Genomic DNA, 15571 nt, shown 5'->3' on the forward strand with positions numbered 1-15571 from the left:
GCGCTGCGGCAAGGCGTCGACCGTCCAGCGCGCTGCGAACGCTAACTCGCGTCGCGAGACTGAGCCGAAAGAACGGCCGCGATGAACGACGCCCGCACGTCCGGGGCTGGCGTTCCCCTTGGTTCGTAGACGTGACGGTTCAGGAAGTGGCCGGTGAGCGCAAAGGCGGCGGCGAGTTGGGCGGGGCTCGGCAGCGCCCGGCCCTGCCCCTCGTGCAGGAACGGCGGCAGGGCTAGCAGCTTGTCGCGCCAGGGCTCGCCGGCCGCGGCCGACACGGCGCGGCCGGTTTTCGGCGACACGAAGACGAGGTTGTCGCGCGAGCCGGTGGCGGCGCATTCGGCGAGATCGAGGCCGAAGCCGAGTTCGCTCAGGATCGCGAGTTCGAAGCGCACCACCAGCGGGCCGGCCAGCGCCGGATCGTCCAGCGCGCCCAGCACCAGCTCCAGCGTCTCGTGCAGCGCCGGGTGCGGATCGCGCTCCGGCAGGAGACGCACGAGGCCGCCGAGCACGCCGAGGCCATAAAGCGCGGCGGGCGAATCCATCAGCCGCGCGGCGCGTTGCACCGTGGGCTCGACCTGAAACGAGCCGAGATGCTCGTCCAGCCGCGCCCGCCACGCGACCGACACGGAGTTGCCGGCCTGCAGCACCGGCTGCATCCGGGCCGAGCGCCCGCCCCGCACGAGGCCAAGATGGCGCCCATGCTCGCGCGTCAGGAGCTCCAGCAAGACGCTGCCCTCGCCGTGCCGCCGGACCCCGATCACGATGCCTTCGTCGCGCCACTCCATGGGGGCGGTTTAGCACAGGCGCCCGGCGGACGTCCCCGGCGCGCGCGTCGCGCCTACCCGCCGCGCGGGAACTCCAGGCCCATCTCGCGGTAGCGCTCCGGGTCGTCGGCCCAGTTCTCACGCACTTTCACGAACAGGAAGAGGTGCACCTTCACTTCAGCGGCCTCGGCGATGTCCTTGCGCGACATCTCGCCGATGGCCCGGATGGTTTGGCCGCCCTTGCCGAGCACGATCTTGCGCTGGCTCTCGCGGGCCACGAAGATCGTCTGCTCCACCCGGGCCGAGCCGTCCTTCATCACCTTCCACTGGTCGGTCTCGACGGTGGATTCGTAGGGCAGCTCGTCGTGGAGGCGTTCGAACAGCTTCTCGCGGGTGATCTCGGCGGCCAGGATGCGCAGCGGCGCGTCGGAGATCTGGTCCTCCGGGTAAAGCCAGGGGCCCGGGGCCATCATGGCGCCCAGCGATTGCCGCACCTTGTCGACGCCGTCCCCCTTCAGGGCGGAGATCATGTAGGTCTCCTTGAAGGCATGGCGGGCGTTGATGTCCTGCGCGAGGCCGAGCAGGCGCGTGCGGTCGATCATGTCGATCTTGTTCAGGATCAGCAGCTTGGGCCGCTTCAGCTCACCCAGCTTGGCAAGAATGGCCTGGACTTCCTCGTCCACGCCCTTGCGGGCGTCCACCAAGAGCGCCACCGCGTCGGCGTCGCCGGCGCCGCCCCAGGCGGAGGTCACCATGGCGCGGTCGAGCCGGCGCTTGGGGGCGAAGATGCCGGGGGTGTCCACGACGATGATCTGCGCCGCGCCTTCCAGCGCGATGCCGCGCACCAGCGCGCGCGTGGTCTGCACCTTGCGCGAGACGATCGACACCTTGGCGCCCACGAGGGCGTTGATCAGCGTCGACTTGCCGGCGTTGGGCGCGCCGATCAGGGCCACGAAGCCGCAGCGGGTCGGTTCGCGCGGCGCGTCCGGGGCGTCCTGCGGCTCGTCGTCGTGCGGGGCGGGCGTGTCGGTCATCGGGAATCCTTCAGCACGCCCTCACGGCGCAGAAATGCCTCGGCGGCGGCCTGCTCGGCGAGGCGCTTAGATGGCCCCTCCCCTTCGCAGTCCTTGAAGCCCTCGACTCGCGCCGCGATGCGAAACTGCGGCGCGTGGTCGGGACCGGAGCGGTCGCGCTCCTCGTACACAGGCACGGGGCGGGCGAGGCCCAGCGCCCATTCCTGCAGCATGGATTTCGGATCGCGCGTGGCGCGGCCGGGTTCGCTCATCTTGGGCCCGAAATCGCGCTCCACCAAGACCCGCGCGGGCTCGAAGCCGCCGTCGAGGTACACGGCCGCGATCACGGCCTCGCAGACGTCGCCCAGGATGGCGGTCTTGTTGCGCAGGCCGGACTGGTTCTCGCCGACGCCCAGGCGAATGTGCGGGCCGACATCCCACAGCTCGGCGACTTCCGCGCAGGTCTCGTGCCGCACCAGATGGCCGAGGCGGCGGGAGAGCTCGCCCTCGCCGGCCCTCGGGTAGGTCCGGTACAGCATCTCGGCGACCACGAGCCCGAGGACGCGATCGCCCAGAAATTCCAGCCGCTGGTAGTGCGGCCCGTTGCTGGGCGTGCCCTTGAGCGCGCTGATGTGGGTCAGGGCGCGCTCCAGGTGGGCGCGGTCCTTGAACGAATAGCCGATGCTCTCTTCCAGGACGGAGAGGCTGGGCTTTGGCCGGCGCGCCATCAGCTCAATGCACGGGCTTGAACAGGCGGTTCCAGCGCACGGTCCAGGGCCACTCCCACACCTTCCAGGCCGCGCCCTCCTCCGACACCGAGAAGAAGATCACCTCGGCGCGGCCGATCAGGTTCTCGAACGGGACGTAGCCGACGCCCTGGGAGGTCATGTCGCGGCTGTCGAGCGAGTTGTCGCGGTTGTCGCCCATCATGAAGAAGTTGCCGGGCGGCACCTGGTAGACGGGCGTGTTGCGGCCGAGCTTGTTGCCGTAGATGTCCAGTTCCTGGATCACGTAGCTGATGCCGTTGGGCAGCGTCTCGCGATAGAAGGTGGCGCGGTCGCGGTAGCCCGCGCCGGCGTTGACGTCCTCCTTGCCGACCGCCTGCTTCTTCAGCGGCTGGCCGTTGATGTGGAGGATGCCGTCGATCATCTGGATGCGGTCGCCCGGCAGGCCGATGACGCGCTTGATGTAGTCGGTGGAATTGTCGCGCGGCAGCTTGAACACCGCGATGTCGCCGCGCTGCGGCTCCGCGGCCCAGATCCGGCCGCTGAACAGCGGCGGGCTGAACGGGATCGAATATTTCGAATAGCCGTAGCTGTATTTCGAGACGAACAGGTAGTCGCCGATCAGCAGCGTGGGGATCAGCGATCCGGACGGGATGTTGAACGGCTGGAACAGGAAGGTCCGCACCACCAGGGCGATCAGGAGCGCCTGGACGACGACCTTGATGGTTTCGAGGACGCCGCCCTCGTCAGCGGATGTGCTGGTGTTCGCCACGCGGGTGGGCTCCGTCATCTCACGTCCTCAAAACGCAGCGTCCGGCGACCCATTTTCGGGCGCGCCGGCCGCCCCCGGGCCGCCTGCGAGCGGTATAGACCTCGGGGCAGGCCAAGGCAACGAAACGGCGGCGCGCTCAGCGGTTGCTGCCGGTCGGGTCACGCCCGGGCGGCAAGCCGACGCCGTTGGGATTGGTCGGGAAGAAGCGCTGGGTCGGCTGGCGCGGCGCCACCGGCACGCCCTGCGGGGCCGCGACGCCGATCTGCCCGCCGCCGGCCGGCGCCGCCGGAGCCGGAACGGTGTAGAGGCCACCCGTTCCGCCATTGGTCTGGGCGCGGCGCTGCTGGCGCTGCTGCTGCTCGGAAACCTTGGGCTCGGGCTGCGTCGGCTTCAGCGGGTCGATCTTGTCGGGATCCACCGGATCCGGGATCACGTCCTTGCCGCCTTTGCAGGTCGTCAGCCACACGTCGTAGATCGGGTGCTCGATGCCGTGCAGGCCGGGGCTCGATGCGAAGATCCATCCGCCGAAAATGCGGCGGTATTCGTTGTTGAACGTCACCTCGTCCACTTCGATGAAGGACGTGGTGTTCTGCGGCTCGGTCGGCGGGCGCGTGTAGCAGACACGCGGCGTGATCTGGAGCGCGCCGAATTGCACCGTCTCGTCGACCTGCGCCTCGAAGGAGATGATCCGGCCCGTGATCTTGTCGAGCCCGGCGAAGATCGCGGTCGGGTTCTTGATCTTGTCCGCCTGGGCGGGACCGGCCGCGAGCGCCATCGCGCAGCCGAGAACGGCCGCGATCGGGGCGGGGCGACGAAGGATCGTAACGATCGGCAAGACAGGCATGAACACGCGCAAGAGGCTCCACGCCGCGATTCGAGGCCGCGGTCGCCCAACGGGCCGGGTGCTTAACACGCCAAAGTGGGCGGAGAAAGGGCGGGCGCGCCTTTGCGCCGCCCCGTGTGGCGCTTCATGGCCTTTCGGCTCAGCTGTCGCCGCCTTGCTGGCTCTCGATCGTGGGTTCGCAGCGCACCGGGCAGTTCACCGAATTGGCGACGAAGCAGTAGCGGTGCGCCTGCTCGTGCAGGGCGCCGGCCTTCTGTGGATCGCCGGCCACGATGCGGACATGGGGCCGCAAGGTGACGCCCGTGAAGCGGCCGCCCTCCGGCCCCTCCTCCATCACGCCCTCGGCCTCGTCCTCATAGGCCGCCACCACGATGCCGGACACGGCCGCGAGATGCAGGTACCAGAGCATGTGGCAGGCCGACAGCGAGGCGACAAAGAGGTCTTCGGGATTATGGCGCGTCGGGTCGCCACGAAAGGCGGGATCGGACGAGCCCAGGATGTCGGGCTTGCCGACCACCCGCACGGCGTGGTCGCGCCCATAGCTGCGGTAATCGGCGGTTCCGGAGCCGAGATTGCCGGTCCACACCGTGGTGGTGCGGTAGCGATGTTCGCGCATGCGCGTCTCCAGGCCAACCCGATCAAGCCCCCAGGCCGACCCTACAACGAAAAACGCCGCCCGGAAGGCGGCGTTTGCGTTTGGGCTGGCGGAGAGCCGGGTCGGCAGAGCCGGGTCAGGCCTTCTCGCCGGTCTCGATGCGCCGCTCCTTGGGCGCGCCGCCCGGAACCCAGGCATCATAGTCGCCGGTGGCGGCGGGGCGCTCGTTCTGGTTCAGGATCGAGCCCTTGGGGCGGTACGCGAAGGGCGTGCCGGTCATGTTGGGCTGGTGCGGCCGCTCCCACTCGCGCGGCGTGTAGGGCTGAACGGACGGCGGCTCCACCTGCGTGTTGCGCAGCCAGCCGATCCAGCCGGCCGGCACCAGCGTGGCCTCGGTGCGGTCCTTGTAGACAACCCAGCGGCGCGGCACCCCGATGGTCGGGTCGATCTTGCCGCCGGCGGTCTGGTAATAGACGTTGCCGAACTCATCCTCCCCCACCCGCTCGCCGAAGCGCCAGGTGAAGAAGCGCGTGCCGATGGTCTGGCCGCTCCACCAGGTGAAGAACTGCAAGAGAAAGGGCTTCATCGCCATGGGAGGGCCTTTGCGCAGGGCCCGCATGGGCCTTGGTCGGCGGGCCACCGAAGGCCCGGGCATTCTGGCGCGGACTATACGATTGCGGGGGCGCCTGTCCAGCCCGACCGTGGTCGCGGGGGGCGCCGGCTGCGGCTTTCAGAATGGCGCGATGGCAAGATCGGTGGCCGCGAAGTCGCGCCCCTTGAACAGGATCGAAGCGCCAAGCGACCGGGCGCACGCGTAGGAGAAGCAGTCGGCGAGATTGAGCTTCGCCCGGGTTCCGCGTCCCTTTCCGAAGCGCTCGAAAGCGCGAGTGGCCCCCTGCCCCATGTCGTCCGTGATGGAAACGACCTCGATCGCGGCCTCGGTCAGGATCGCGTCGAAATCGAGCGCGACGTCCGTTGGCGTGCGGTCGAGCCTCGTCGCGACGACCATGCAGGTTTCCAACCTGACCAGCGGCGAGGTCACGCGTCGGGCCGCGCCCTCGATGGCGGCCGCAAAAAGATCGGCCTCGGGCTCCCGGCACAGGATCGCGACGAAAACCGAGGTGTCGATGAAGATCACCGCGTCCACATCGCGTCGCGATCGTCGTCCGTGAGGTCGCGAGTGTTGGGTCCGGCCTTTGCGCAGGATTGCTCGCCTATGGCGGCGAGCCGGCGCGCCAGGGGCGTGGCGGCGCGCTCGCGCGCGAGTTCGGCCTGCAGCGCGCCGACCACCGCATCCGTGATGCTGATCCGGCGCCGCTCGGCCAGTTCCCGCGCCAATTCACGCGCCCGGGGATTTCGGATGTTCAGGGGCGCGGAGGATGGATTGGCAGACATGGCGGTTCCTGCGGAAGAGCCCTGTAAAGATGCGATCACGTCCGCGTAAAGGCAAGCACGGGCGCGCCGATTCGCGTCCGGTCCTCGCGGCCGCGCGACGGAGCCTCTGGATGCCGATTCCACCCCAACCTCAAAGCCTGCCTCATTTCGGCCTCAACCGCGGCGCCACCCGCTCAACTTTCGCGCGAGTCAAGCCTGCGCGGGTCCGTGTGGGCGAGTCTTCCACGATTCCGCAACGCCCCAAGGCGCCGCCACGACCTCCGATGGCTAAAATTGAATCGATTCTCGTAAGTGAATCCGAGGCTTATGCGACAGCGTTGCATCATCCCCACTGTTCACACCCCTGTTACAACATCTTGCGTCAGCAAAGACCCGGAGGCACTAATCCTTGACGTTCTGGCTCCCCGGGGCCTAGGTTATGGACGTGTCGCACGGGGCTGCGGCGGCGCCGCTTGACGGTTCGCCGCAGCCCGGCGAGGCCCCCTTCCCGGCCCCCCTCAACCAGGACCGGAAGGGAACGCCCGCAACGCCGCGGCAGCATCGGGATGCAGGTTCGACCCGCCGAGAGTTGGCCGCGTTCCTCAGGGGCAGATAACAGATTTGGGCAAGAGGCCGGAACTCGACCGGCCCGGCGGACCGTTGTTGTCCGCCCTAAAGGGGATGACGATGCGGATCGAACGTCGCTACACCAAGACCGGCCAGTCGCCTTACGCCGCCATCGCGTTCCGCTCCGTCACGAGCGAGATCCGCAATCCGGACGGCTCCATCGTGTTCCGGCTGGAAGGCATCGACGTGCCCCAGCAGTTCAGCCAGGTCGCGGCCGACGTTCTCGCCCAGAAATATTTCCGCAAGGCCGGCGTGCCCACCCGCCTGAAGAAGGTCGAGGAGAACGACGTTCCGTCGTGGCTGTGGCGCTCCGTGCCGGACGAGGCGGCGCTCGCCGCCCTGCCCGAGAACGAGCGCACCGGCTCGGAGATGTCGGCCAAGCAGGTGTTCGATCGCCTCGCCGGCTGCTGGACCTATTGGGGCTGGAAGGGCGGCTACTTCACCTCCGAGGAGGACGCGCAGGCGTTCTTCGACGAGCACCGCTACATGCTGGCCATGCAGATGGTGGCCCCGAACTCGCCGCAGTGGTTCAACACCGGCCTGCATTGGGCCTATGGCGTGGACGGCCCGGCCCAGGGCCACTTCTACGTCGACCACAAGACCGGCAAGCTGACGCGCTCCAAGTCCGCCTATGAGCACCCGCAGCCGCACGCCTGCTTCATCCAGTCGGTCGCCGACGACCTCGTGAACGAGGGCGGCATCATGGACCTGTGGGTGCGCGAGGCGCGCCTGTTCAAGTACGGCTCGGGCACGGGCTCCAACTTCTCGGCGCTGCGCGGCGAGGGCGAGAAGCTCGCCGGCGGCGGGCGCTCCTCGGGCCTGATGAGCTTCCTGAAGATCGGCGACCGCGCCGCCGGGGCCATCAAGTCGGGCGGCACCACGCGCCGCGCCGCCAAGATGGTGGTGGTGGACGTCGACCATCCGGACATCGAGAGCTACATCGACTGGAAGGTGAAGGAGGAGCAGAAGGTCGCCGCGCTGGTCACCGGCTCCAAGATCCTGCAGAAGCACCTCAAGGCCATCCTGAAGGCCTGCGTGAACTGCGACGGCCCCGGCGACAGCTGCTACGACCCGGAGAAGAACCCGGCGCTGAAGCGCGAGATCAAGCTCGCCCGCCGCTCCATGGCGCCCGACAACCTGATCAAGCGCGTCATCCAGTTCGCCAAGCAGGGCTACACCGAGATCCAGTTCGACAGCTACGACACCGACTGGGATTCGGAGGCCTACCTCACGGTCTCGGGCCAGAACTCCAACAACTCGGTGCGCGTCACCGACGCGTTCCTGAACGCCGTGGAGAACGACGGCGACTGGGATCTCACGGCCCGCATCACCGGCAAGCCGATCAAGACGCTGAAGGCCCGCGACCTGTGGGAGAAGATCGGCCACGCCGCCTGGGCGTCGGCGGATCCCGGCATCCAGTTCCACACCACCATCAACGACTGGCACACCTGCCCGGCGTCTGGCGAGATCCGCGCGTCGAACCCGTGCTCGGAATACATGTTCCTGGACGACACGGCCTGCAACCTCGCCTCCGCCAACCTGCTGCAGTTCCGCAAGGCTGACGGCGAGTTCGACGTGGAGAGCTACGAGCACGCCACGCGGCTGTGGACCATCGTGCTCGAGATCTCGGTCATGATGGCGCAGTTTCCGTCGAAGGAGATCGCGCAGCTTTCCTACGAGTTCCGCACGCTGGGCCTCGGCTACGCCAATATCGGCGGCCTGCTGATGACGGCCGGCATCCCGTACGACTCCGAGCAGGGCCGCGCCATCTGCGGCGCGCTGACGGCGATCATGACGGGCGTGGCCTACAAGACCTCGGCCGAGATGGCGGGCGAGCTCGGAACCTTCCCGCGCTACAAGGAGAACGCGAAGCACATGCTGCGCGTGATCCGCAACCATCGCCGCGCCGCGCATGGCGAGACCTCCGGCTATGAGGGGCTCAACATCGCGCCGCTGCCGCTCGACCACGCCTCCTGCCCGGACCAGAAGCTCGTCCAGCACGCCCGCAAGGCCTGGGACGACGCGCTGGCGCTTGGCGAGAAGAACGGCTTCCGCAACGCCCAGTCCACCGTGATCGCCCCCACCGGCACGATCGGGCTGGTGATGGACTGCGACACCACCGGCATCGAGCCCGATTTCGCGCTGGTGAAGTTCAAGAAGCTGGCCGGCGGCGGCTACTTCAAGATCATCAACCAGGCGGTGCCGGAGGCGCTGCGCACGCTCGGCTACGGCGAGGCGCAGATCGCCGAGATCGAGGCCTACGCGGTGGGCCACGCCTCCCTGGCGCAGGCGCCGGGCGTGAACCACACCACGCTCAAGGGCAAGGGCTTCGGCGACGCACAGATCGCCGCGGTGGAGAAGAACCTGGCGTCGGCCTTCGACATCAAGTTCGTCTTCAACAAGTGGACGCTCGGGGAGGACTTCCTCGTCAACACCCTCAAGGTGCCGGCGGAGAAGTTGGCGGATCCCTCCTTCGAGCTCCTCGCCTTCCTCGGCTTCACCAAGGGTGAGATCGAGGGCGCGAACATCCACGTCTGCGGGGCGATGACGCTGGAAGGCGCGCCGCACCTCAAGCGTGAGCACTACCCGGTGTTCGACTGCGCCAACCCGTGCGGGCGCATCGGCAAGCGCTACCTCTCGGTGGAAAGCCACATCCGCATGATGGCGGCGGCGCAGCCCTTCATCTCGGGGGCGATCTCCAAGACCATCAACATGCCCAACGACGCCACCGTCGAGGACGCCAAGAACGCCTACACGCTCTCGTGGCGCCTGGCGCTCAAGGCCAACGCGCTCTACCGCGACGGCTCCAAGCTCTCCCAGCCGCTGAACTCGCAACTCATCGCCGACGAGGACGAGGAGGACGAGGTCGAGGCGCTCATCGCCCAGCCGGCCACCGCCCGGGCGGCCGCGATCTCCGAGAAGATCGTGGAGCGCGTGGTGGAGCGCATCGAGCGGATGCGCGAGCGCGAGAAGCTGCCGGACCGGCGCAAGGGCTACACCCAGAAGGCCATCGTGGGCGGCCACAAGGTGTATCTGCGCACCGGCGAGTACGAGGACGGCCGCATCGGCGAGATCTTCATCGACATGCACAAGGAGGGCGCCGCCTTCCGCAGCCTGATGAACAATTTCGCCATCGCGATCTCGCTCGGCCTCCAATACGGCGTGCCGCTGGAGGAGTACGTGGACGCCTTCACGTTCACGCGCTTCGAGCCGGCCGGCTTCGTGCAGGGCAACGACGCCATCAAGAACGCCACCTCGCTGCTCGACTACGTGTTCCGCGAGCTCGCGATCTCTTACCTCGGGCGTAACGACCTCGCGCATGTCGCGCCGGAAGCCACCGTGTTCGACGCGCTCGGCAAGGGCGACGACGAAGGCAAGGCCCCGGCCAACCACGCCTCGCGCGTCGTCTCCAAGGGCCTCGTGCGCGGCAAGGCCACCAATCTGATGGCCATCGCGGGCGGCTTCGACAGCCGCCCGGCCCCGGCCGCCGGCGCCGCCGTGACCACCGCCTACGCCACCCAGGGCGCCACCGCGCTGAAGCAGGATGTGCGCGAGGAAGTCGCCGAAGAGGTCGAGCGCGTCATCGGCGAGGACGGCCTCGGCAACCTCGCCTTCGCGCCTCCTGCTCCGCGGGAGCAGGCGCAGGCTCCTGCCCCGACCGGCGCGGCCAAGCGGGCCGAGGCGCTCATGAAGGGCTACCAGGGCGACGCCTGCGGCGAGTGCGGCAACTTCACGCTGGTCCGGAATGGGACCTGCTTGAAGTGCGATACTTGCGGTGGGACGACGGGGTGTAGCTGAGGGGCGATGTATATCATATTACACTAGTTGAAGAGACAATGGGGTCTGGACGGCCCCATTGTCTTCCATGTTATTAGCGCAAGATAACACAATGATTACAGACGTTTTCTTCGATAGATATTCATCCCGGGTCGTGTGGGCAACGTTCAATGAGCCCGAAAGACGACTTTGCGCCCAAGCAGCAAAGCTTATCACAGAGCAGTTGTTTCCTCGTCAGCCAGATAGCACTTTGAACAAAATCTACCAGAAGCATCTATGGTCGGTGCACGATGCTCTATGCACAGAAATGGGTCTTGATATACTTAGTAACAAATACTTTATTCATAATAATTTGCCCTTTGAGAATGATATTCAAGCTATAATAAGCAATTTTCTTAATCAACAGTTCCAGCCGAATTTTTCTCCTGATCTTTACATGAAGTATCGGATCAGCCTCATCGAATTGGCTTTTCGACGCAAATCGAGCCTATTATCATTCAGTAACTCGGATTATGCGGCCTCCCCTAGTGGGGGATTGATAGCTCAATTCCTCAGCGAGTCTTCAACTAAAGGAAATGAGGAATTTAGATCTTTAGTTGATGAACTTAATATTCGTCTTTCCCGATCAGGGGCACCGCTAAACTATCATAACGGATTTATCCAGCTTGTTTCGGATGATCTCATCACCGAAAAAATTGAACGACCGTTTTGGGGTTTGATCGCGGATACAAAATGGAAGAATGTAGATATTGACCTAAAGCTCGCGTTCGACTTACGGGATTCAATGGGGCGCGATCCAGCATGGTACGGAGCGCGTGCTTTGGAAAGCGCTATCAAAATCATAGTAAGCGATTTAGAATGTGCTACAAGAAAAGAAAAATCTGCTTACAACTATATTGATAGTCTTTTAAGTGATAGATCCGGAAACTTTATAAAGAAGTGGGAAGCCGATTCACTCAAGCTTTTCTTTGAGCATGTTAGAAATCCTTTGGGTCACGGCCCAGGCAAGGAAGACATGCCCGAATTGACAGACGAGCAGACCGACTGGGCGCTTGAATATTGCATGACGTGGATTCGCAATCTGATCCGACGCATGAACCGGCTCAGCAACACCAATGCAAGTGGTTCAATTTCGTGATTCTTTTGTAAATCAGTCCGCTTTCTAGCTCTGTTGACAAGGGCTGTTTGGCAGTCGGCCTACACGCTGAGCCCCGCCGGCCTTCACTGGGAGGCGCTGGACGAGGACATCAGCATCGCCGCCCTCCTGGCCGGCCGCCGCGACCAGCCCCCCCCCCTCCCAACCGCGCCGCCTGACGCGCGCTCCCCTTCTCCCCCCGGGAGAACGCAGCCCGAAGGGTCGGATGAGGGTCTAGCGGCCGGGCGTTGCGCCGCGATGCGGGGGAGAAAGACCAAGCTTTAGTCCCTCATCCGTCGGCTCCGCCGACACCTTCTCCCGGGGGGAGAAGGGCCGCCCTTCACGATGGGCGCCGAGCAAAACGAACCACCCTCACCCTGTCCCTCTCCCTGTGCCAGGGAGAGGGGACGCGCACGGCCGTCCCGCGTCTCCCACCCTCACCCCTGCGGCTCTCCCACAAGCGGGAGAGGGAGGCGCGGCGGCGGGCGGGGGGCTCCCTCCGGGAGAAGGCCGCCATGCGCCCCCTCTCCCTGGAACAGGGAGAGGGCTGGGGTGAGGGCGGCGCCGGCGGGCTTGCGGGCGGTCGGTGGCGCTCCATGCCCGGCGGCCCTCACCCTGTCCCTCTCCCTGTTCGGGGGAGAGGGACGCGCACGGCCGTCCCGAGTCCCCCGCCCTAACCCCTGCCCCTCTCCCGCAAGCCGGAGAGGGACGCGCCGGCGCCGCGCTGGTCCACCGGCCCTATACCTGACCTTAACTTTCATCAGTCAATTGCTTTGCAGGTAGCAATTGCGCGGGGTTGCCCGCAAAGGTGGCAGACCATGCGGCTGATTGTCGGCACGATCCTGGTTTTCGTCTGTGTTTTCGGCAGCTACGCGATGATGGGCGGCCATCTCGAGGTGCTGTGGCAGCCCTTCGAGTTCGTGATCATCCTCGGCGCCGCCATCGGCGCCTTCATCATCGGCAATCCCGGACCGGTGCTGAAAGCCGTGCCATCCATGCTCGGCACGCTTGTAAAAGGCCCAAAGTACAAGCAAGACTGTTATGTCGAACTGTTGGCGATGCAATTCTCGTTATACAAGCTCGCAAAGCAGAAGGGCATGACGGCCATCGAGCCGCACGTGGAAAATCCGGGCGAGTCGACCCTGTTCAACGCCTTCCCGACTTTCGCCGCGAACCACCACGCGGTGGAATTCGTCTGCGATTACATGCGCATGGTCACCATGGGCGCGGACAATGTCCATGAGATCGACGCGCTCATGGACGAGGAGCTCGAAACCCATCACCAGGAACAGGAGCGCATCGTGGCCGCCATGCAGTCGCTCGCGGACGGCACGCCGGCGCTCGGCATCGTGGCGGCCGTGCTCGGTGTCATCAAGACCATGGGGGCCATCTCCGAGCCGCCCGAGGTGCTGGGCCACCTCATCGGCGGCGCGCTGGTCGGCACCTTCTTTGGCGTCTTCGTCGCCTACGGCTTCTTCGCCCCGATGGCGGCCTCGCTGAAGAGCACCTTCGAGGCCGAGTCCAAATACTACATTTCGCTCAAGGCGGGACTGCTCGCCCACATCAGCGGCCAGCCGCCGGTGATGTCGGTGGAGTTCGCCCGCAAGGCGCTCTTCAGCGAGGTCCGCCCGACCTACAGCGAAGTGGAGGCCGCCACCGCCGCCCTGCCAGCCGCCGCCTCACCCCATTCGCCAGCAGGATCCCCGATGGCCAAGTCCACCCAGCCGATCATCATCAAGAAGGTCAAGAAGGCCGCCCATGCGCACCATGGCGGCGCGTGGAAGATCGCCTATGCGGATTTCGTCACCGCCATGATGGCGTTCTTTCTGCTGATGTGGCTGATCAGCATGACCACGCAGGAGCAGAAGACCGGCCTGGCGAACTACTTCGCGCCGCCAAATGTCAGCCCCACCACCAGCGGCTCCGGCGGCATCCTGATGGGAACCACCATCGACAAGACAGGCGCCAAGGCGTCCGATGCGCGCGACGCGCCGGGGGCTGGAACGGGCCGCGCCGGCGACCGGGAGGGCGGCGGCCTGGCCGCCAGCGACAGCGACGCCAAGCGCCCGGCCGCCAACGCGAAGGCCAACCAGAGCGCGGCGGCCAGCATCCGGCAGGCGCTCCAGGCCATGCCCGAATATGCCGAGATGTCGCGCAACATCGTGGTCGAGGCGACCCGGGAGGGCGTGAACGTGTCGCTCACGGACCAGGACGGCCGCTCCATGTTCCCGGACGGCTCGGTCCGCCCCTATGAGCGCACCCGCCTCGTGCTGGAGGCGCTGACGCCCACCCTGCGCCGGCTGAACAACCGCCTCTCCGTCACCGGCCACACGGCCGCCACGCGCCCGGGCTCGCAAGGCGCGGAATCCTGGGGCCTCACCGCCGGCCGCGCTGTCTCGGTGCGCGAGATCCTGTCCGGCGCCGGGTTCCCGAGCAACCGCTTCACCTCGGTGGCGGGACGCGCCGACACCGAGCCGGTGTTCCCCGACAATCCCTACCTCGCGTCGAACCAGCGCCTGACGATCACGCTCATCAACGAGGCGCCGCCGATGCCCCCGGGCGTGCTGCGCTGACCCGAGGCGCCGGATCTCGCCGGCGCGCTGTTCGTGAGAGCCTGGCCGCTCATTTGCTCAACGCCCCTCATCCTGAGAGCCGGGCGGAACGCGCGCTCAACGCCCCCGCGGCGTATGAGCCTGGCCGCTCAACGCCCCTCACCCTGAGGAGCATCGCCCCTTGGCGATGCGTCTCGAAGGACTAGGGGGTCCAGAAAGCTGAAAACGGGGAGCAAGCTGGAGACCCTCGTCCTTCGAGACGCAGGCCCAAGTGGGCCTGCTCCTCAGGATGAGGGGATCGAGGATGTTCGAACGGCTTTTTGGCCTGGATCTGGGGAGCGGGCCCGTCCGGGCGTGTGGGCGGGAGGATCAAGGGCGGCTGGCGGCGAGGATAATCTAAGAATAAAATCCTTGACAATTCGCCTCGCTTCCGGCACCCTTCGCTCACTCTCGACCCAGATGGGGAACGCTTCCGGAGCGGTCTGCAAGTGGGGTCGGGGCGCGGCGCCTGCGCGGGTGGGGTTACCGGTCCCATCCTCCCGGGAGGCTGTTTCGAAGCGGCCGGTCGGCGGGTCGGGGGGTGAAAGCCCCGGCAAGCCCGGCGACCGGTCGTGAGCCCGCCCGCCCCGTACTATGGCGGGGCCGTGGACGCGGCCACCTTAACGTTCCCGGCGCCCGGTCCCACCGGAGGGGCGTCGCGAGCCGGAGCGCGGGTCGAAACAGCCCAAAATCGCCGGACGTGGAGCGTCGGTCATCCGACATCCGCTGCACTACGGACTTGATGGCCGGCGCTCCGCGTCTCCCCTCAACGTCACCGCCCGCCTCACCTCCGCGCGCACGGAGAACGCACATCTGCGCCCACGCGCCCCTCGCTGGCGAGTGTCGCCGGGGTGGGCTGCGGCCGGGTGTGAAAGACCCCGTCCAGGGTTCTTGACGCCATTCGTCAACAATGCCAAAACGGCCTTGCTCGTTGCAGGCAGCCACAGGCGCGCCCTCCAGCCACCCAGACGACAGAGCGTTGTTTTGGGCGTCCGACTCCCCCGGGTCGGCGACCGACAATCCGTGTCGGCGCCGAGGCGTGGGATCGGCTGGCGACTCTCTGAGGAGGGTCGCCTTGGGGCTGAACCATGGGCGATTGCAAGCGACCCGCCACCTTGCGTGGCGCATCCACCTTTTCCACCACGCGGCCGGCCGCCGCGAAAACCGACCGCGCCGCCGGCGTCGGGCTTCTGACCGCAGCCGCCCTCGCCGGCACGCTGGCCGCGCAGGAGGCCGCCGCTCAGGCGACCACCACGCCGGGATTGACCGTCGAGGCCCCGGCCGAGCCGCGCAAGCGCAAGCCCGTGGCGGCGCGTCCCACCCGGGCGCGGCCCGTCGCGACCGCGCCCCGCCC

General features: G+C 66.6%; 13 protein-coding genes and 1 pseudogene. 5 read left to right on the forward strand and 9 right to left on the reverse strand.

All coding sequences use genetic code 11. The features are described 5' to 3' along the window. Positions 1-41 precede the first annotated feature (41 nt). From recO to AC1DSZ_RS11440, 9 genes are all read right to left on the reverse strand, one after another. On the reverse strand, positions 42-785 hold the full coding sequence (recO, locus tag AC1DSZ_RS11400; protein WP_476838477.1) for a DNA repair protein RecO: 744 nt from the start codon (positions 783-785) through the stop codon (positions 42-44). A gap of 53 nt (positions 786-838) precedes the next feature. Further along, positions 839-1798: a GTPase Era gene (era, locus tag AC1DSZ_RS11405; RefSeq protein WP_476838478.1), complete on the reverse strand. Its 960-nt coding sequence runs from the start codon at positions 1796-1798 to the stop codon at positions 839-841. Next, positions 1795-2505, reverse strand: coding sequence for a ribonuclease III (gene rnc, locus AC1DSZ_RS11410; RefSeq protein ID WP_476838479.1), 711 nt, complete (start codon positions 2503-2505; stop codon positions 1795-1797). The genes era and rnc overlap by 4 nt, the downstream gene beginning before the upstream one ends. A gap of 4 nt (positions 2506-2509) precedes the next feature. Further along, positions 2510-3274: a signal peptidase I gene (gene lepB / locus AC1DSZ_RS11415; protein WP_188517714.1), complete on the reverse strand. Its 765-nt coding sequence runs from the start codon at positions 3272-3274 to the stop codon at positions 2510-2512. 136 nt (positions 3275-3410) lie between these two features. Then, positions 3411-4118, reverse strand: coding sequence for a DUF2155 domain-containing protein (locus tag AC1DSZ_RS11420; protein ID WP_476838497.1), 708 nt, complete (start codon positions 4116-4118; stop codon positions 3411-3413). 139 nt (positions 4119-4257) lie between these two features. After that, positions 4258-4734: an OsmC family protein gene (locus AC1DSZ_RS11425; RefSeq protein ID WP_476838480.1), complete on the reverse strand. Its 477-nt coding sequence runs from the start codon at positions 4732-4734 to the stop codon at positions 4258-4260. 115 nt (positions 4735-4849) lie between these two features. Continuing rightward, positions 4850-5299, reverse strand: coding sequence for an NADH:ubiquinone oxidoreductase subunit NDUFA12 (locus AC1DSZ_RS11430; RefSeq protein WP_476838498.1), 450 nt, complete (start codon positions 5297-5299; stop codon positions 4850-4852). Positions 5300-5443: 144 nt separating this feature from the next. Beyond that, the gene (locus tag AC1DSZ_RS11435; RefSeq protein WP_476838481.1) at positions 5444-5860 is read right to left on the reverse strand and encodes a type II toxin-antitoxin system VapC family toxin; all 417 of its coding nucleotides are present in this window, start codon (positions 5858-5860) and stop codon (positions 5444-5446) included. Then, positions 5848-6108 carry a type II toxin-antitoxin system VapB family antitoxin gene (locus AC1DSZ_RS11440; RefSeq protein WP_476838482.1) on the reverse strand — a complete coding sequence of 87 codons (261 nt, stop codon included), beginning with the start codon at positions 6106-6108 and terminating at the stop codon, positions 5848-5850. Before AC1DSZ_RS11440 ends, AC1DSZ_RS11435 begins: the two co-directional genes overlap by 13 nt. Positions 6109-6774: 666 nt before the next feature. On the opposite strand from AC1DSZ_RS11440, the gene AC1DSZ_RS11445 reads away from it, so the two are divergent. The 5 genes and pseudogenes from AC1DSZ_RS11445 to AC1DSZ_RS11465 all read left to right on the forward strand — a co-directional run. After that, positions 6775-10512: a vitamin B12-dependent ribonucleotide reductase gene (locus AC1DSZ_RS11445; RefSeq protein WP_476838483.1), complete on the forward strand. Its 3738-nt coding sequence runs from the start codon at positions 6775-6777 to the stop codon at positions 10510-10512. A gap of 91 nt (positions 10513-10603) precedes the next feature. Continuing rightward, the gene (locus AC1DSZ_RS11450) at positions 10604-11629 is read left to right on the forward strand and encodes an AbiJ-NTD4 domain-containing protein (protein WP_476838484.1); all 1026 of its coding nucleotides are present in this window, start codon (positions 10604-10606) and stop codon (positions 11627-11629) included. Between the two features lie 33 nt (positions 11630-11662). After that, the gene (locus AC1DSZ_RS11455) at positions 11663-11911 is read left to right on the forward strand and encodes a DUF2442 domain-containing protein (protein WP_476838485.1); all 249 of its coding nucleotides are present in this window, start codon (positions 11663-11665) and stop codon (positions 11909-11911) included. A gap of 533 nt (positions 11912-12444) precedes the next feature. After that, a complete protein-coding gene (motA, locus tag AC1DSZ_RS11460) occupies positions 12445-14199 on the forward strand; it encodes a flagellar motor stator protein MotA (RefSeq protein WP_476838486.1) in 1755 nt (584 codons plus the stop codon). A 1106-nt stretch (positions 14200-15305) separates the two neighbouring features. Further along, a pseudogene (locus AC1DSZ_RS11465) lies at positions 15306-15571 on the forward strand (hypothetical protein); the annotation flags it as partial.

It is taken from the genome of Alsobacter sp. P4_H11 (assembly GCF_056400925.1).